At 32.4% G+C, this 18,006-nt stretch carries 16 protein-coding genes; 11 read left to right on the forward strand and 5 right to left on the reverse strand.

All coding sequences use genetic code 11. From position 1 onward, the window contains the following. The first annotated feature begins 1 nt into the window (after window position 1). From M4I23_RS07720 to M4I23_RS07740, 5 genes are all read left to right on the forward strand, one after another. Window positions 2-730: an ABC transporter ATP-binding protein gene (locus M4I23_RS07720; protein WP_158849104.1), complete on the forward strand. Its 729-nt coding sequence runs from the start codon at window positions 2-4 to the stop codon at window positions 728-730. Further along, window positions 727-1,833, forward strand: a complete 1,107-nt coding sequence (locus tag M4I23_RS07725; protein ID WP_249754007.1) for an ABC transporter permease — start codon at window positions 727-729, stop codon at window positions 1,831-1,833. The genes M4I23_RS07720 and M4I23_RS07725 overlap by 4 nt, the downstream gene beginning before the upstream one ends. After that, window positions 1,833-2,954 carry an ABC transporter permease gene (locus M4I23_RS07730; protein WP_249754008.1) on the forward strand — a complete coding sequence of 374 codons (1,122 nt, stop codon included), beginning with the start codon at window positions 1,833-1,835 and terminating at the stop codon, window positions 2,952-2,954. Before M4I23_RS07725 ends, M4I23_RS07730 begins: the two co-directional genes overlap by 1 nt. 152 nt (window positions 2,955-3,106) lie before the next feature. Further along, window positions 3,107-4,564, forward strand: coding sequence for an NAD(P)/FAD-dependent oxidoreductase (locus M4I23_RS07735; protein WP_249754009.1), 1,458 nt, complete (start codon window positions 3,107-3,109; stop codon window positions 4,562-4,564). A gap of 79 nt (window positions 4,565-4,643) precedes the next feature. Next, on the forward strand, window positions 4,644-4,781 hold the full coding sequence (locus M4I23_RS07740) for a hypothetical protein (RefSeq protein ID WP_199269854.1): 138 nt from the start codon (window positions 4,644-4,646) through the stop codon (window positions 4,779-4,781). Between the two features lie 89 nt (window positions 4,782-4,870). Here M4I23_RS07740 and M4I23_RS07745 read toward each other — a convergent pair whose 3' ends face one another. The 5 genes from M4I23_RS07745 to M4I23_RS07765 form a co-directional block, all read right to left on the reverse strand. Then, on the reverse strand, window positions 4,871-6,961 hold the full coding sequence (locus M4I23_RS07745; RefSeq protein WP_249754010.1) for a TonB-dependent receptor: 2,091 nt from the start codon (window positions 6,959-6,961) through the stop codon (window positions 4,871-4,873). A 90-nt stretch (window positions 6,962-7,051) separates the two neighbouring features. After that, window positions 7,052-7,423 carry a hypothetical protein gene (locus M4I23_RS07750; protein WP_249754011.1) on the reverse strand — a complete coding sequence of 124 codons (372 nt, stop codon included), beginning with the start codon at window positions 7,421-7,423 and terminating at the stop codon, window positions 7,052-7,054. A gap of 121 nt (window positions 7,424-7,544) precedes the next feature. Next, a complete protein-coding gene (gene pncA, locus M4I23_RS07755; protein ID WP_249754012.1) occupies window positions 7,545-8,150 on the reverse strand; it encodes a bifunctional nicotinamidase/pyrazinamidase in 606 nt (201 codons plus the stop codon). Window positions 8,151-8,205: 55 nt separating this feature from the next. Further along, window positions 8,206-9,603, reverse strand: a complete 1,398-nt coding sequence (locus tag M4I23_RS07760) for a nicotinate phosphoribosyltransferase (RefSeq protein ID WP_249754013.1) — start codon at window positions 9,601-9,603, stop codon at window positions 8,206-8,208. A 123-nt stretch (window positions 9,604-9,726) separates the two neighbouring features. Then, window positions 9,727-10,725: a metal-dependent hydrolase gene (locus tag M4I23_RS07765; protein WP_249754014.1), complete on the reverse strand. Its 999-nt coding sequence runs from the start codon at window positions 10,723-10,725 to the stop codon at window positions 9,727-9,729. Between the two features lie 185 nt (window positions 10,726-10,910). Between M4I23_RS07765 and M4I23_RS07770 the strand changes: the two genes are divergently transcribed. The 6 genes from M4I23_RS07770 to M4I23_RS07795 all read left to right on the forward strand — a co-directional run bounded on the left by M4I23_RS07770 (window position 10,911) and on the right by M4I23_RS07795 (window position 17,796). Continuing rightward, window positions 10,911-11,387, forward strand: coding sequence for a DUF4405 domain-containing protein (locus M4I23_RS07770; RefSeq protein ID WP_249754015.1), 477 nt, complete (start codon window positions 10,911-10,913; stop codon window positions 11,385-11,387). A 6-nt stretch (window positions 11,388-11,393) separates the two neighbouring features. After that, complete coding sequence (locus M4I23_RS07775) at window positions 11,394-12,701, forward strand: TolC family protein (protein WP_158849086.1); 1,308 nt, start codon at window positions 11,394-11,396, stop codon at window positions 12,699-12,701. A gap of 74 nt (window positions 12,702-12,775) precedes the next feature. Then, a complete protein-coding gene (locus tag M4I23_RS07780) occupies window positions 12,776-13,852 on the forward strand; it encodes an efflux RND transporter periplasmic adaptor subunit (RefSeq protein WP_249754016.1) in 1,077 nt (358 codons plus the stop codon). A gap of 154 nt (window positions 13,853-14,006) precedes the next feature. After that, window positions 14,007-17,201 (forward strand): efflux RND transporter permease subunit, encoded by a 3,195-nt coding sequence (locus tag M4I23_RS07785; protein ID WP_158849082.1) that lies wholly within the window; start codon window positions 14,007-14,009, stop codon window positions 17,199-17,201. Between the two features lie 58 nt (window positions 17,202-17,259). Continuing rightward, window positions 17,260-17,565, forward strand: coding sequence for a hypothetical protein (locus M4I23_RS07790; RefSeq protein WP_158849081.1), 306 nt, complete (start codon window positions 17,260-17,262; stop codon window positions 17,563-17,565). An 18-nt stretch (window positions 17,566-17,583) separates the two neighbouring features. Beyond that, entirely contained in the window at window positions 17,584-17,796 is a 213-nt protein-coding gene (locus M4I23_RS07795; protein ID WP_158849079.1) for a DUF2892 domain-containing protein, read from the forward strand. Window positions 17,797-18,006 lie beyond the last annotated feature (210 nt).

The following is an 18,006-nucleotide window of genomic DNA, read 5'->3' on the forward strand; positions in this document are numbered from 1 at the left end:
AATGGAAAATAATAAAGTTATACAAGTAGAAGGACTAACCAAAATGTTTGGAGATTTTACAGCAGTAAACGCGATTACTTTTGAGGTTAATAAAGGTGAAATATTTGGGTTTCTAGGAGCTAATGGAGCAGGAAAAACAACAGCCATGAAAATGTTGATTGGTATTTCTAAACCCTCTTCTGGAAAAGCAAATGTTGCAGGGTTTGATGTGTACAAACAAGCTGAAAATATCAAAAAAAATATTGGTTATATGAGTCAGAAATTTGCTTTATATGACGATTTAACGGTTAAAGAAAACATCACTTTTTTTGGAGGGATTTATGGCCTATCAAGAAAAAAAATAAAAGAAAAATCAGAGCTATTAATTGAAGAATTGGGATTGGAAGAAGTAAAAAACCAGTTAGTAGGTTCTTTACCATTAGGATGGAAACAAAAATTATCCTTTTCTGTGTCTTTAATTCATGATCCAAAAATTGTGTTTTTAGATGAGCCAACAGGAGGAGTAGATCCTATAACTAGACGTCAATTTTGGGAAATGATTTACAAAGCCTCAAGTGAAGGCACAACTGTTTTTGTAACGACACACTATATGGATGAAGCAGAATATTGCGACAGAGTTTCCATCATGGTTAACGGTAAAATTGAAGCTTTAGATACACCTAAGAAACTCAAAAAGCAGTTTAAAGTGGATAATATGAACGATGTGTTTCTAAAACTAGCAAGAGGATGAAAAGATTTATAGGCTTCATAAAAAAGGAATTCTACCATATTTTTAGGGATAGACGCTCGTTGTTTATTCTCTTTGGTATGCCAATTGCTCAAATTATGCTATTCGGTTTCGCTATAACAAACGAAATCAATAATGTAGATATTGCCGTTTTAGATCATTCTAAAGATGCGACAACAGAAGAGATTATAAATAAAATTTCAGCTTCAAAATATTTTAGCATTAATCAATTTATTGACAAAGAGTCGGATATTGAAACTATTTTTAAAAAGGGAAAAGTAAAAGCTATTTTAAATTTCGAAAAAGATTTCAGTAAAAATCTAATCAAAGATAATAAAGCAACCATACAGATTATTACGGATGCTACAGACCCAAATACCGCAAATACAATAAGTAATTATGTAAATGCAATTCTTCAGCAATATCAAAAAGGATTGAATAAAAACATCACAATTGCATACCAAATAACACCAAGAACACGCATGGTTTATAACCCAGAATTAAAAAGTGTGTATATGTTTGTCCCTGGTGTTATGACAATTATTTTAATGTTGGTTTCCGCAATGATGACTTCAATTTCTATTACAAAAGAAAAAGAATTAGGCACTATGGAAATCCTTTTAGTATCCCCAATAAAACCAATTCAGGTCATTATTGGCAAAGTATTTCCGTATATTTTTCTATCCATTATTAACGCAATAGTCATTGTTATGCTGAGTATTTTTATTTTTAAAATGCCAGTTCAAGGTAGTTTCTTTTTACTAGGTATAGAAAGTGTTTTATTCATCATCACTGCATTAGCCTTAGGTATTTTAATATCAACTATTTCGGCAACTCAACAAACAGCCATGATGATTTCTTTAATGGGGCTCATGCTTCCTGTAATTTTATTGTCTGGTTTTATTTTCCCTATTTCAAGCATGCCTTTACCATTGCAAATTATTAGTAATATTATTCCAGCAAAATGGTTTATAATCATCATTAAAGGTATTATGCTCAAAGGTGTTGGATTACAATTTATATGGAAAGAAACTTTAATTTTAATAGGAATGACTATCTTTTTTATTGGAGTGAGCGTTAAGAAATATAAAATTAGATTGGAATAATGAAAACAATTCTATACATCATACAAAAAGAGTTCAAGCAAATTTTTAGAAATAAAGGTATGCTTCCTATCATTTTTGTTATGCCATTAATACAACTCATTATTTTATCAAATGCAGCCACTTTTGAAGTGAAAAATATAAAATTTGGCTATATCGATAATGATCACTCTTCAACATCTAGAGCCTTAGTTGAAAAATTTAATGCATCTACATATTTTAATGTATTAACAGATTTTTCTTCGGAAGCACTAGCAAGTTCAGCAATGCTTAAAGGAGATGTTGATGTTCTTTTACAAATTCCACAATATTTTGAACGTGATTTACAAAAAGAAAAACACAACAATTTAGGAGTAACTATAAATGCTATTGATGGTGCTGCCGCTGGAGTTGAAAATGTATATGTTACACAAATCGTGCAACGCTTTAATCAAAATATAAAAGTAGATTTATTACAAGTTTCCGACAAACAAATACAGCCAATTACCATAGAAAACATTCCTTTGTTTTGGTATAATAAAACTTTAAACTATAAAACCTTTATGGTTCCAGGAATACTAGTTCTATTGGTAACAATGATTACTCTTTTTCTTTCAGGAATGAATATTGTACGAGAAAAAGAGATAGGCACATTAGAGCAAATAAATGTAACACCAATTAAAAAAAGTCAGTTTATTATCGGGAAACTCTTTCCTTTTTGGATAATAGGACTAGGCTTATTAACTGTTGGTTTAGCATTAGCAAAACTTATATTTAATGTTCCTATGGTTGGAAGTTTACCACTCCTCTATTTATACACATCTATTTATATTTTAGTGATTTTAGGAATTGGCTTATTCATATCCAACTTTACGGATACTCAACAGCAAGCTATGTTTATTGCTTGGTTTTTTATGGTTATTTTTATTTTAATGAGTGGCTTATTCACACCAATAGAAAGCATGCCAAAATGGGCACAAACAATAACAGATTTTAACCCCATTAAATACTTTGTAGAAGTGATGCGCATGGTAATGCTTAAAGGTTCTGGGTTTATGGATATTCTTCCTCAGCTATTAAAAACAGCACTTTATGCTTTTATAATGAATGGCTTAGCTGTTTGGAGTTACAAGAAAACAAATTAACACTTGTGTAACCAAAGTTACTGTTTAACTAATGTAAAAACCTAACCTTTACACTATCATTAAGGCTTTCTGTTCCAAAGAAAATCAAATTGATAAATATCATTTTGTATCCTTAGTTTTTAAACTAAATTCACATTATCAAATCATAAAAAATGTCTAAAATCGTTATTTTAGGAGCTGGAATTTCTGGCCATGTTGCCGCGACACACTTACGCAGAAAACTTTCAAAAAAACATGAAGTTGTTGTGGTTTCTCCCAACGGTAATTACCAATGGGTCCCTTCTAATATATGGGTAGGAATCGGTAGAATGAAATCCGAAAAAATATTATTCCCATTAGAACCTTTATATAAAAAGAAAGGTATCGGTTTCAAACAGGCAAAAGCTATTTCATTTTTTCCTGAAGGAGACAAAAATGAATATAAACCTTATGTGTTAGCCGAATATGTAAAAGGAGATAATGTAGGACAACAAGAAAAAATAACTTATGATTATTTAATTAATGCAACCGGTCCAAGATTAAACTTTGGAGCGACAGACGGATTAATACCTGGTAAAAACAAAACCTATTCTGTATGTACATATACACACGCAGACCATGCTTGGGAAGGCTTAAGCAAAGTTATAGAACAAATGAAAGCTGGTAAAAGAGCTAAAATTTTAATTGGTACAGGACACGCAAAATCCACATGCCAAGGTGCTGCTTTCGAATATATTTTAAATGTAGAAAAAGAATTGTGCAGACATAATGTGCGCGATATGGCAGAAGTAACATGGATTTCTAACGAATACCAATTAGGAGATTTTGGTATGGATGGTATGTTATTAAGTTATGGAAGCATGACCATGAAATCTCATGAAATGGTTGAAATGATTTTTGAAGATCGAGATATTAAATGGATTCTTGGAGCTGGCGTTAATAAAATTGAAGATGGTTTAGCTCATTACGAAAACCTAGAAGGCGAACAAAAATCTGAAACTTATGATTTTGCCATGTTAATTCCTGCATTTTCAGGTCATGGTTTTAAAGCCTATGATAAAAACAAAAATGACATTACAGAAAAACTCTTTAAAGGGTTTATGATTGTCGATGCTGATTATACCCAAAAACCATACGAAGAGTGGTCGGTAAAAGATTGGCCAGAAACGTATCAAAATCCTAGTTATAAAAATATTTTTGCACCAGGTATTGCATTTGCACCACCACATGCTATTTCTAAACCAAGAAAAAGTAAAAACGGTACAGATATTTCACCTGCACCACCACGAACAGGCATGCCATCTGGTATAACTGCAAAATTGGTAGCAGACAATATTATCGATTCTATTAAAAGTGGAAAAGAATCTTTAAAACATAAAGGTTCTATGGGAAATATGGGAGCTGCTTGTATTGCTTCTGCAGGTTATGGACTAACAAAAGGAAGCGGCGTGAGCATTACTACATTTCCTATTGTTCCAGATTACGAGAAATATCCAAAAACACAAGGCAGACAATTAGGTAAAACCTTTGGAGCAATTGGTTTAGCTGGTCACTGGTTAAAATTAGCTTTACATTATGCCTTTATTTACAAAGCAAAAATGAAACCATTTTGGTGGTTAATTCCAGAATAATTAGGAAACCTACACTTGTGGTGTAAATAGCTTATAGTGAAAGACCTTAAACCATAATAAGAGAATAAATTGCAAAGTCATGACACATAGAATATCAAAATATCAAAGATTTAAAATGATGAATCCTATCATTCAGTTTTTCAAGTTTATTTATTTAAGTATAAAGATAATGCTTGTTGTTGCTGGAGGACATGGAGGCACTAGAAAAGTAAACTAATGTGATTGTTAGTTTTTAGTTGATTTTTAATGGAAAAAGGGCATTAGTAATAATGCCCTTTTTTTCTATAAATAAGTTTCAACTAAACCTTAAAATTGATACTGCACAAAAGCAGTGAAGTTGCGTCCTGGATCTGTAATTGGAGTTCTTCCAAAGTTTTCTTGATTCGTAAAACTAAAATTTAAATGATTGTTATAAGCTTCATCAAAAGCATTTAACACAGCAACTCCTAATGTTAAATTTTTAAGCGGTATAATACCAAACTTAATATCCAAAGTTTCATAGCCATCTGTAGTGGTTTCTCCAAAACTTTCAGCAATATTACCTTGTTTACTTGTTATTTTATATTGAGCATTAGCCCAATATTTTTCTCGTTTTAAACCTAAAGAAAACGTAGTATTAAAAGGAGGTGTAAGCGGTAAAGATTCGTTTAAATCATTATTTTTTGCATAAACATAAGCCAATTGAGTTTTAAAGTAAAAATCATTAAAAAAGCCTACTTCACCCATAACTTCAAAACCTGTTTTATACGCATTATCTAAGTTTCTAAATACTTTTACAAACTGCGGATCTGTCGTAGGCATAAATTTGCGTGTAATAGTAGGATCTACAACACCTACAATATAATTTTCAAATTTAGAATAGTAAAAACTAGAAGCATATTTAAAACTATTAGTGCTATTTTTTCCTTTAAAACCAATTTCAAATTGATTGTTAACTTCCGGTTTAAGATTTGGGTTTCCTAAATACTCATAAGGGTCCTGCCCTACTGTAAAGTGATTAATATAGCGTTCAATCATATTTGCAGATCGAATGCCACGTCCATAAGCAACTTCCAAAGTCAGGTTATTTGTCACTATTTTTTTAATAGAAACCGTTCCACTAATATTATTATCTGTTTTTTCCTCTAAATCATATCGCGCTGCAAAATCGTCTGCAGGGTCATTTAGATCACTCTTAACCATATCATAACGTATACCAGCTGTTAAAACAGCGGTTGGATTAATAGCCCATTTTGCTTCGGTAAATACTCCAAAATCGTTAACATAAGCATCTTGCCAAACCTTATCATTATAAACTAATGGCGTGGCTAAAGTCATCCCCATCATATTTATTTTCACGGTTCTAATTCTTGCACCATCTCTTGCAATACTCATCGCATCTAAACCACTAAAAATAGTTACAGATTTAAACGGTTCCCAATTTAACTCTAATTTACCACCTATTGTTGTTGCTTCCACAGACGATTCGGCCGCCGTTGTTGCAAAAGAAGGTCTATCAAAATTGGTCATTAAATGATCCACATAGCTATAGTAAGCTTTCGCGGAAAAACTTTTAACTATTTCACCCAAATCGATGATTTTATAATCTAAAGATAGAATACTACTATTATCATAATCTGTATCCATGGCTAATGCGGCATGCTGGATATCTCGTCCAAAAGACTGTCTCCAATGGGCTTGTAAACGTTGATTTTCAGTAAGATTATAACCAAATTTCACGCCATAATCTGTACTTTTAAAAGCCGAAGGTATCTCTATACCATCACCATCTTCATAACTCCCAAAATCCCGATAACCTATATTTCCGATAATATCATATTTATTTTCAATATATTGAAGCTGAAGCATATTAACCATGGAATTCCCATTGGTTTCATATCCTGCGGAAGCTTTACCATGAAAGCCTTTCTCTAAATAATCCGGTTTTTGCGTTACTAGATTTATTATACCACCAAATGTGGCACCATAACGAACGGTATATGGGCCTTTAATAATTTCAATTTTCGAAATTTCTTCAGGGATAACATGTGTTGTTATTGGATCCATACGGTTTGGGCACGCGTGCATGGCTTTTGTTCCACCATCATACTGAACATTTAACTGTTCATATTGACTAGCTCGAAAACTGGGATCGATAGCGTAATTCCCTCTTTTTATAACCGAAAACCCGTTTATATCGTTAAATAAATCGGCAACGTTTTTTGGTTGAACAACATTTTTATCATAATTATTGGTTACCGTGTTAAGAACAGGATCTGTTTTAATATTTCCTGAAACAATAACTTCATCTAATTTTATATTTTTTTGTTTAGTGGTGTCTTGTGCTTTATTATTTGTTTGACCAAAGGATACAGCCGTAATTAGAGCGCATAAAAGCACACTATAAATTGTTTTCATTATATGAATATTTAAAATTTTTGTAATAAGTCCTTCTATTGCTATTGAAGAAAACTTCATTGTAACAATAAATAAATTTTAGAATTTGACTTATACCTTTGGAGGATGAAAACAAAATAGCTTATAATTAAAACTATAAAGGTTTGAATATGAAAAAATTTCTTTTTTTTGAGTGAAAATAAAAGCGTTTAGTTGATATGCTTTAGTTGGTTGATGAAATAATAAAACCTCGTAATTCAAAAATTTAATGGCTTCTTTTTCGCCTTCTGTAGATTGAGACACTTTCTTTAAGTGGCACTTACCATTACACTTTAGTTCCGGTTTATCTATATTAACACAATAATTCTCAATAAAACCAATGGGATCTAATTTGTAATTAATAAACGTGTAGGATACTCTTAATGTGTTGAACATTATAAGCGCACTCAAACCTATTGAAAATAAGAATATCCATTTTTTCATTACTACAAATTTATATCAAATAAGCAGCTTTAAAGGTGACTTTTATCACATAGCACCATTTTTTTTGGCTGATAGTATATTCAAATTTCGGATAACAGATCTTCTACTTAACGTAGCATTATTATATGGCTTTCGATGAAATAATTTGGATTCCCATGTTAATCATTTCCTTCTTAATCTCTAAAAACCCTTCAATATCTAATGCTTTAGAAGCATCTTCAATAAAAAAACAAGAAAAGCCTTCTTTAAAGGCATCATAAATGGAGTAATAAACACAAATATCGGATGCTAAGCCACATATAAAAAGCTGAGAAGTTCCTTTCTCCTTTAAATAGCCAGTTAGCCCTGTTGACTTTAAATGGCTATTATCATAAAAAGCACTATAAGAATCTATTTCTTTATCCGTTCCTTTCCTAAAAATAGCTTCAAATTTTAACGTATCTAGATTAGGATGAAGTTCAGCGCCTTTTGTTCCTTGTACACAGTGATCTGGCCATAATGTTTGCGACTTACCATGAATTTCGATTTCATCAAAAGTAGATGCGGCTTTATGGTTTGAAGCAAAACTAACATGATCTTGGGGATGCCAATCTTGTGTACCAACTACCAAATCAAATTTATGCTGCATTGCATTGATTATTGGCACTATTTTGTCTCCATCTGGAACGGAAAGCGCACCGCCAGGCATAAAGTCATTTTGCACATCAATTATCAGAAGTGTTTTCATTGTTTTTTTATTTTAAATTCAGACCTAAATATTGCAATGTATTATAATACCCAATTTAGAACTTATGTTCTTGAACTAATTTATCTCGTTCTTGTTTGAGTTCTATACTAAGACCTATTTTGTAAATATGTGGATTTTGGAAACGCTTGTATTCATTTGGAAGTTGATCTAAACGAGATTGCGAATATTTAGAAATTTCTGTAACAGAGCGAGGCGCTACAACTCTTTTTCCATTTTCCATAACCTTTTCAAGTAAGGGTTCGTGTGTATAAGAGCTAAGATCTAAACCTTTTGTAGCATCAAAAGGATGTTCTATTTTGGTCACCTTACCTTCCGTAAACATAGCTATGGCATCTGCACCATAAAACATGCCATTGCTGTCTAACATTCTGTAAACTTGTTTCTTGTAAGGAAGCGATACCTTTATAATATTTTCAGAAAGCTTGATTCTAGGATCTCCATTATATTCAGATAATTTATAGACACCATCTAATGCAGCATCTGGTTTTCCAGTAACCAAATTGGTACCAACACCAAAAATATCAATAGGTGCGCCCTGTTCTTTAAGACTTTTTATTACATATTCATCCAATTGATTCGAAGCCACAATTTGTACGTAACCCAAATTAGAATCGTCTAATATCGTTCTGGTCTTTTTAGACAAATATGCCAAATCACCACTGTCTAAACGAACCCCTAACAATCGTTCCCCTTTAATTTCCATTTCTTTGGCTACTGTAATGGCATTAGGCAATCCGCTTTTTAGAGAATTGTAAGTATCTATTAAAAGCACACAATTTTTCGGTCGTATTCTTGCAAAATCACGAAATGCTTCTAATTCATCTTTATAACTTTGTATGAAGGAGTGCGCCATTGTTCCGGAACACGGAATGTTATAATCTTCAGCTGTTTTAACATTACTCGTGCCATCAAAACCGCCAATAGCAGCTGCTCTTGAGGCATAATATCCTCCAGTGGCATGCGCTCGGCGTAAGCCCATATCCAGTAATACTTCATCTTTTGCGCTTCTCCGTATTCTACTTGCTTTTGTTGCGATTAACGTCTGAAAATTGAGAATATTTAGTAAAACCGTTTCAATAATCTGAGCCTCTATAATATTAGCTTCAACCTGTAGTATAGGACGGTTTGGAAAAACAACATCTCCTTCCTTACTTGAAAAAATAGTCCCTGTAAAACGAAAATTCTTTAAGTATTCTAAAAAATCACTTTCAAATCCAAATTGTTGTAAATAAGAAAGATCTGAAGGAGAGAACTCGAGAGTTTCAAGGATATCTAAAACATCTTCTAATCCAGCAAAAATAGAATACCCACTATTAAAAGGATTATGACGAAAATAATAGTCGAAAACGGCTCGTCCATCTGGCTTAGTGTTAAAATAAACTTGAGCCATAGTGAGTTGATAAAGATCTGTATATGTAGCTGTTATATTCATGAAAATTTATTTTTTAATTATCTAGAATTTAAAAAAAATTAAGTGGAACGACTTTTTAAAACCTGTATTTTTATTTAATTTAAAACAAGGATAAGTTCCAAGCCATAATATAGAATTTTTTATTTAATTTCCTTTTAAACGTATCCATAATTCAGACAGTAACTTCTTTCCATCTCGTGAATCTTTAGGAGCTTCTATAAATTGTACTTTACCCGTTTTATCAACATCTATTTCATATTTAAAAACGAAGTTTTCAGATTTTGGAGTTAAGCTTAATAATCCAAATCGTAAATCATTAAAATATAAGCGATCCTTTTCTTTTGAAATAATATACCAACCTTCAGAAATAGCAATCATACGTTCTACTTTTTCATTATGAATAAGCTCTCCTAAAAACTCATGATTTTTGGGGTAAGTCTCAAAAGTGATTGGTCTTGAATCTAAAAACGAATAATTACCTAATAAATAAGCATCGTCGGTTTCTACATTAGCGCTCCAAAGTATCGTATTTAAAGGAGAAGGTCTGGTATCTATTTGCACATAATCTATATTTTGATCTTTTAAAGCAGATTCAAATTTAGCATAGGCTACCCATTTTAAGAAAAAGGTAAGTACTAAATAAGAAGAACTCAATATTAGTCCAATTTTATTATACAAACGGCGCTTTTTAGTGGTTCGTTTTTGCATCATAGCAAGAATTAAAAACACCAAAAAGGGTACGGTATAAAGCGGATCAATAACAAATATGGTTTTAAATGCTAGTCTTAAATCAAAAGGCCAAAACAATTGTGTTCCCCAAGTAGTATGTGCATCTAAAATAGGATGCGTTACAAATGCCCAAAAAAAGAGCCAAGACCAATCTTTAAAGTTTTTATAGGTCTCGTAACGTGAAACAATCCACCCGAGAATAGGGGCGAAAAGTACAGAAAACACAATAGAATGCGTAAATCCACGATGTATGGAAAGAGCAGAAACCGTATCTGTAAAGTAAGATGCAAACACATCAAAATCTGGAATAGTTCCAGCAATTGCACCATAAAGCATGGCTTTGTTCCCTACTTTTCTACCTAAAACAGCCTCTCCTACAGCGGCTCCTAATACTATTTGAGTTAATGAATCCATATACACCGTAAAAATAAGACATGAATATTAAACGACACCAAATTCTTTATTTTAAGTAACTCCATTTTAATTCTATCTTATTATTAACGCAATAATTACAATCTAATTTCTTTAGCCTGATTAATATCATTGTGGCTTTTCTATTCAAAACATATTTTTAGTAGCAATCCAAATTAGGAGAACAAATGAAAAATTTAGTTAAAACAATGCGTAAACCCAACTGGAATTTCGCATTAAACGCAGTAATGACCTTGTGCATGTTGGCTATTATTGGTATTGGTTTCCTAATAAAACATACACTTTTACAGGGACAAGAACGTAAAACCATATACGGACAAAATATAGAGCTTTATTTACTCAATATGAATAGACATCAATGGGGAAATATCCATTTTATATTAGGCTTGGTCTTTTGGGGGTTATTAACACTACATATTTTTTTACACTGGAAAGTGATTACCGTTATTTATCATAAAATTATAAAAGCTCAATTAGCAAAAAGAATTTTAGCCTTTGGGTTTATAATTATATGTTCAATATTAATTCTTATACCATTCTTTATAACGCCCAAAATAGAACCAATAAAAAAAGGAAAGGGCCGCCAAGTAACATTGGTTACAGACTTCAATTCTAATCTACCATACCTTTGTAACGTAAACTAATAATTGATGAAAAAACACATTTATATACCATTACTACTCCTAAGCTTCACTTTCGCTCTGCAAGCCCAAGACATAGTGCCAATTGCTAAAACAGAGGTTTTATCTAAAGTATCTGAAAATAATACAAGTATTAAAATTTCTGAGCAAGAATTCAATCAAGCTAAAGCAGATTATAGACAAACTAACGCTATTTTTTTACCAAATATAACAGCGAGTCATACAGCGATGGCGACTACAAACCCATTAATGGCTTTTGGCTCTAAATTAAACCAGGAAATTTTAACAGCAAACGATTTTAGTCCGGCGTTATTAAATGATCCATCGCAAATTGAAAACTATGCAACAAAGTTCGAAATTCAGCAACCATTAATTAATGTAGATGGCATCTATCAACGTAAAGCTGCTAAATCTAAAATGGAAGCGATGTCTTTAAAAACAGAGCGTACTCAAGATTATTTAGCATTCGAAGTTGAAAAGGCATACATGCAATTACAATTAGCTTATAAAGCTGTTGATGTTTTAGAAAAAGCTTTAGAAGCAGCCAATGCTAATAAAAAATTAGCAGATAATAGTTTTAAACAAGGGTATTTACAACGTGCAGACGTGTTGAATGTTGAAGTACGAGTTACCGAAGTTCAAAACCAGTTACAAACCGCTAAAAGTAATGTGCAAAACGCATCAAATTATTTATCATTTTTAATGAATGATGAAACTTATGTGGTTTACATGCCTACAGATGAATTAACAATTTCAACTTTAAGTATAGCAGATAAAACAGTTTCAGAAAACAGATCGGATATTAAAGCAATGCAATTAGCTTCTAACTCATATGAAGCCATGAACAAGGCAGATAAAATGGCATTTTTACCAAGATTAAATGCTTTTGGAAGTTATGAGTTATACGACGATCAAATTTTTCAAGCAGATGCTAGCGGTTATTTATTTGGGGCACAATTAAGTTGGGATATTTTTCAAGGTTCTAAACGCTTTGGAAAAGCACAAAAAAGTAAAGCTGAATTCGAAAAATCTAAGTTAGAATATAATCAATATGTATCGAAAAGTAATTTAGAATTAAATAAAGCAAAACGAGCTTTTTTAGATGCTGAAAATAAACTAAAGCTAACGGCTTTGGCTATGGAACAATCGGAAGAGTCTTTAAGAATTAGAACAAATAGATTTAAAGAAGGTTTAGAAAAAACATCCGATCTATTAACAGCCGATACACAATACGCTCAAAAACAATTAGAATATTACCAAACTATTTTCGAATATAATTACGCACAAGCTTATTTACAATTTTTAACTAAAGAATAGAAAAAGAATAAAGAGCCAAGAGTTATCATGATTAAAACTCATGTATTCGAGGTCATCTAATAAAAACAAACACAATGAAGAAAACATATACAATTCTAACATTTTCTATAGCTCTTTTATTAGCCAGTTGTGGAAGTGAAGACAAAAATACTGTTGTAGATAATTCTCCTGCAATTAGCGTAAAAGTAAATCAAGTAGAAGCCAATAGTAATAACCCGTTTTTAAGTGTAAGTGGGAAAATACAGGCAACCAATAGTGCCGATTTAAGCACTAGAATGATGGGTTATGTAAATAAAGTTTACGTAAACGTTGGCGATAAAGTGCGTAAAGGCCAATTATTAGTATCTATTAATAACGCTGATTTACAAGCAAAAAGAGCACAAGTAAATGCTGGAATTACCGAAGCCACTGCTGCTTATAATAATGCTGAAAAAGATTATAACCGTTTTAAAAATTTATTCACAGAGAATAGTGCTTCTCAAAAAGAAATGGATGATATGACGGCTAACTTCGAAATGGCAAAGGCACGTTTAGAATCGGCCAACCAAATGAAGAATGAAGTTAACGCTCAATTTACATATAGCAATATTACCGCACCTTTTAGCGGAACAGTAACTAGTAAAAATGTGGAAGATGGCAATATGGCAAATCCCGGAATGCCGTTAATAAGTATTGAAACTCCTGGGAATTTTGAAGTGATGGCAATGGTGCCTGAATCTGAAATTTCTGAAATTAAAAAAGGGTCTACTGTTAATGTGTTAGTCAAATCTATTAATGAAACGATAAAGGGAAAAGTAACTGAAGTTAGTACTTCTGCTAAAAATACAGGCGGACAATATTTAGTGAAAATTAATTTAGATAAAACGGACGCTAACATCCTATCTGGAATGTTTACTACAGTTCAGTTTCCTGTGGAGCGCAAAGCAAAATCGGCAATGGTTTTGGTTCCTAGTGAAGCGATTATAACTAACGGTCAATTATCAGGTCTATACACTGTTAGCCAAAGCAACACTGCCATGTTACGTTGGTTGCGTTTAGGTAGAACTTTTGGGAACCAAGTAGAAGTATTATCGGGTTTAAATTCAGACGAAGCTTACATTGTTTCGGCTGAAGGCAAATTATTTAATGGTGTAAAAGTTTCAATTAAATAGCTAAAATTCGCGTTAAGGATAGAAGTGGAAATCCTTTTTTTGCTGCCACAAATGGCAAAAAAAGATTGCAACGGATAGCCTGTTAAAACGCCCAAAACAAAAGAATATAAAATAGAGATTCTCACATGGCGTGGGAATGAAAAAAAATAATTCAATGAAAGAAGGTATCGCAGGAAAAATTGCCAAAGTCTTTATGCAATCTAAATTAACCGTGCTGTTAATGATTGTATTTATGGTAGTTGGCGTGTATAGTTCGTTTTTAATTCCACGTGAGGAAGAGCCACAAATTGATGTGCCTATGGCCGATATTTTTGTTGGTTATCCTGGTGCAAGTCCTACCGAGGTAGAATCTCGTGTAATTAAACCATTGGAACAATTAATTTCAAACATTAAGGGTGTGGAATACGTGTATTCTACCTCGATGAAAGAGCAAGGCATGGTGATTGTGCAGTTTTATGTAGGCGAAGATATTGAACGCTCGTTTGTAAAACTATATAATGAAATTAACAAACATATGGACGAAATGCCTGCAGGTGTTACGTTTCCATTAGTGAAAACACGAGCAATTGATGATGTGCCAATGTTAGGCTTAACCTTGTGGAGTGAAAATTACGACGATTTCCAATTGAGCCAAATGGCGCAAGAATTGGAAGCCGAAATAAAAAAGGTTAATGATGTAGCAACTACCCATAAAATTGGAGGTAGAAAACGTCAGTTACGAGTAGTTTTAGATAAAGATAAATTAGCCGCAAGTGGATTGGATTTCTTGTCTGTTTCTGAAATGATAAAGGCAAATAACAGCCAACTAAGTTCAGGTAGTTTTGATAAGAATGATACCGAATTTCTTGTAAATACTGGTGATTTTTTAGCATCTGTTACAGATGTTGAGAATTTAGTGGTTGGCGTACAACAAAACCAACCTATATATTTAAAGCAAGTTGCTAAAATTATTGATGGCCCTGAAATACCACAAAATTATGTGAGTTTAGGGTATGGAAAAGGAAGTGTAAAATCTGCTGATTATAAATCGGAATATCCTGCCGTTACTATTTCCGTTGCTAAACGAAAAGGTGCAGATGCGATGAAAATTGCTGAGGTGATTATTGATAAAGTAGATCATTTACGTAGCAACTTAATTCCGGACGATGTACATGTGGAGGTGACTAGAAATTATGGTGAAACAGCATCGCATAAAGTATCCGAATTATTGTGGCACCTTATAGGTTCTATCTTCGCCGTTACTATTGTAGTGATGTTAGCCATGGGGTGGCGTGGTGGATTGGTTGTGTTTTTATCGGTTCCAATTACCTTTGCTTTAACGCTGTTAAGTTATTATATGATGGATTACACTCTAAACCGAATTACTTTATTCGCTTTAGTATTTGTAACTGGAATTGTGGTTGATGACTCGATTATTATTGCCGAAAATATGCATAGGCATTTTAAAATGAAACGCCTGCCTTTTAAACAAGCTGCTTTGTATGCCATTAATGAGGTTGGTAATCCAACAATATTAGCAACATTTACTGTAATAGCATCTGTTTTACCTATGGCTTTTGTATCTGGATTAATGGGGCCTTACATGGCGCCAATGCCAATTGGTGCATCTATTGCCATGATTTTATCTTTATTTGTTGCCTTAACCATTACACCATATTTAGGTTATATTTTCTTAAGAGAAAAAGATAAAAAAGGAGCTGAAGAAAAACCAGAAAAAGCAATCGAGGACACACTTATTTATAGAATCTATAATAAATTTGAACGTCCTTTATTAGAAAGTAAAGCAAAACGTTGGTTGTTTTTAGGAGGAACATTCTTTTTATTAATGATAACTATGGTGTTGTTTTTCACCAAATCTGTTGCTGTAAAAATGTTACCCTTTGATAATAAAAACGAATTTCAGATTGTGATTGATATGCCGGAAGGCACTACCTTAGAACGTACTGGAGTTGTAACACAAGAAATATCACAATATTTATCAAGTAGACCAGAAGTAGTAAATTATCAAAACTATGTTGGTACTTCTGCGCCAATAACTTTTAACGGTTTGGTTCGTCATTACGATTTACGTGGTGGAAGTAATATGGCAGATATTCAAGTGAATTTAATTGATAAAGAAGAACGAACTGCCCAAAGTCACGATATCGCTAAATTACTGCGACCTGATATTCAAAAAATCGCATCAAAATATAATGCGAATGTAAAATTGGTTGAAGTGCCACCAGGACCACCAGTGATGTCAACTATTGTTGCTGAAGTTTACGGCCCCGATTATAATGAGCAAATTAAAATTGCAAACAGTGTTCAAAATATCCTAAAAAACACAGATGATGTGGTGGATATTGATTGGATGGTTGAAGCTGACCAAACCGAATATCAATTCGATATTAATAAAGAAAAAGCTATGCTTTATGGTGTTGCGCCACAACAAATAGCTTATACCATGAATATGGCATTATCAAACAGACCCATCACGAATTTGTATGATGAAGATGCCGTGAATCAAATTGGTTTAGTATTGGCTTTAGATGAAAAGGAAAAATCTACTGTTACAGATATTTCTCAATTAAAGGTTAAATCGAAACAAGGAAATATGGTTCCTATAGCAGATTTGGTTGATATTACAAAAAACACCGCTGCGAAAAGTATTTATCATAAAAACCAAAAACGTGTAGTTTATGTTATGGCAGATATGGCTGGAGAATTAGAAAGTCCTGCCTATGCTATTTTAGGAATGGAAGAAAAACTAAAAGAGATTCCGCTACCAAAAGGCTATGAGCTAAACGAAATGTACTTAGGTCAACCAGAATTCGAAGATAATTACACCGTAAAATGGGATGGAGAATGGCAAATTACTTTAGAGGTATTTAGAGATTTAGGAATCGCCTTTTTAGGCGCTATCATCTTGATTTACATATTAATAGTAGGTTGGTTTCAAAACTTTAAAGCTCCAATTGTAATGATGGTTGCGATACCACTATCCTTAATTGGTATTATTCTTGGGCATTGGATTATGGGAGCGTTTTTTACTGCAACCTCTTTTATTGGAATGATTGCTTTAGCCGGAATTATGGTTCGTAACTCCGTATTATTGATTGACTTTATAAATCTGCGAACAGCAGAAGGTGTACCTCTTAAACAAGCTGCAATTGAAGCTGGAGCTGTACGTACCACTCCTATTTTATTAACAGCAGGAACGGTTGTTATTGGTGCTTTTGTGATATTGTTCGATCCTATTTTCCAAGGTTTAGCCATATCGTTAATGGGGGGAACTATTGTATCTACAGTATTAACCTTATTGGTGGTACCGTTAGTATATTATATGATTGAGAAAAAAAATTATAAATAATTAAATTCTGAATTGTCACTTCGACAATTCAGAAAAATGATTTTAAAACCCCAATACTATGAAATTAGTTATAGTTACCGCTGTTGAAGAGTTTCAAAAAGATGTTTTTAGATTATTTAAAAACGCTAATATTAAAAATTTTAGCAGTTCTGATATTGATGGACACAAAAACGGATCATCATTATTAATGGCTTCAAATTGGTTTCCTGTTGAGAAAGGAGGAAATGAATCGAGTATGTTTTTCTCATTCACCGAGGAAGAAAATATTGATGCTTTATTCAACTTAATAAAAGATTTCAATGCTAATTTAGAAACGAATAATCCGTTGAAAGCAGTTGTAATTCCTATTGAAAAATCTATATAAATTTAAAAATTAATTAAAATGTTAAATACATATTTCAGAGTTATTGTTGGTACATTGGTAATTGTTAGTATGCTACTAACACTTTATGTAAATCAAAATTGGATGTGGTTCACTGTTTTTATTGGTGTAAACTTAATACAATCGGCCTTTACAAAATGGTGTTTATTAGAGGTTATACTTACAAAACTCGGTGCTAAAAAAAGTGGTGCAAGCTGTGCTGTAAAAAACTAAATATTTTGCCTTGGTTTATTTACATAACAATTAATTATAAGTGTTATGTAAATAAATATTCTATATTTCAAAACAGCATCACTTTTTAAATCTTATTATCATAAATCTAAAAAAATCGCAAATATTCTTTTGCGATTTTTTTAGATCAGAATAGAAATATTCTATGATCTCAACTCAAAATCTACTGTGCTAATCCTTCCTTGGTTTTGT

The organism is Algibacter sp. L4_22 (genome assembly GCF_023473045.1).
Taxonomy (GTDB): domain Bacteria; phylum Bacteroidota; class Bacteroidia; order Flavobacteriales; family Flavobacteriaceae; genus Algibacter.

Excerpts from the sequence above, each read along its gene's own strand:
- M4I23_RS07785 (WP_158849082.1), top strand. The coding sequence starts at position 14,007 with ATGAAAGAAGGTATCGCAGGAAAAATTGCCAAAGTCTTTATGCAATCT.
- M4I23_RS07730 (WP_249754008.1), top strand. The coding sequence starts at position 1,833 with ATGAAAACAATTCTATACATCATACAAAAAGAGTTCAAGCAAATTTTT.
- M4I23_RS07745 (WP_249754010.1), bottom strand. The coding sequence starts at position 6,961 with ATGAAAACAATTTATAGTGTGCTTTTATGCGCTCTAATTACGGCTGTA.
- M4I23_RS07775 (WP_158849086.1), top strand. The coding sequence starts at position 11,394 with ATGAAAAAACACATTTATATACCATTACTACTCCTAAGCTTCACTTTC.
- M4I23_RS07725 (WP_249754007.1), top strand. The coding sequence starts at position 727 with ATGAAAAGATTTATAGGCTTCATAAAAAAGGAATTCTACCATATTTTT.
- M4I23_RS07770 (WP_249754015.1), top strand. The coding sequence starts at position 10,911 with ATGAAAAATTTAGTTAAAACAATGCGTAAACCCAACTGGAATTTCGCA.
- M4I23_RS07790 (WP_158849081.1), top strand. The coding sequence starts at position 17,260 with ATGAAATTAGTTATAGTTACCGCTGTTGAAGAGTTTCAAAAAGATGTT.
- M4I23_RS07720 (WP_158849104.1), top strand. The coding sequence starts at position 2 with ATGGAAAATAATAAAGTTATACAAGTAGAAGGACTAACCAAAATGTTT.
- pncA (WP_249754012.1), bottom strand. The coding sequence starts at position 8,150 with ATGAAAACACTTCTGATAATTGATGTGCAAAATGACTTTATGCCTGGC.
- M4I23_RS07780 (WP_249754016.1), top strand. The coding sequence starts at position 12,776 with ATGAAGAAAACATATACAATTCTAACATTTTCTATAGCTCTTTTATTA.
- M4I23_RS07765 (WP_249754014.1), bottom strand. The coding sequence starts at position 10,725 with ATGGATTCATTAACTCAAATAGTATTAGGAGCCGCTGTAGGAGAGGCT.
- M4I23_RS07735 (WP_249754009.1), top strand. The coding sequence starts at position 3,107 with ATGTCTAAAATCGTTATTTTAGGAGCTGGAATTTCTGGCCATGTTGCC.
- M4I23_RS07750 (WP_249754011.1), bottom strand. The coding sequence starts at position 7,423 with ATGAAAAAATGGATATTCTTATTTTCAATAGGTTTGAGTGCGCTTATA.
- M4I23_RS07795 (WP_158849079.1), top strand. The coding sequence starts at position 17,584 with ATGTTAAATACATATTTCAGAGTTATTGTTGGTACATTGGTAATTGTT.
- M4I23_RS07740 (WP_199269854.1), top strand. The coding sequence starts at position 4,644 with ATGACACATAGAATATCAAAATATCAAAGATTTAAAATGATGAATCCT.
- M4I23_RS07760 (WP_249754013.1), bottom strand. The coding sequence starts at position 9,603 with ATGAATATAACAGCTACATATACAGATCTTTATCAACTCACTATGGCT.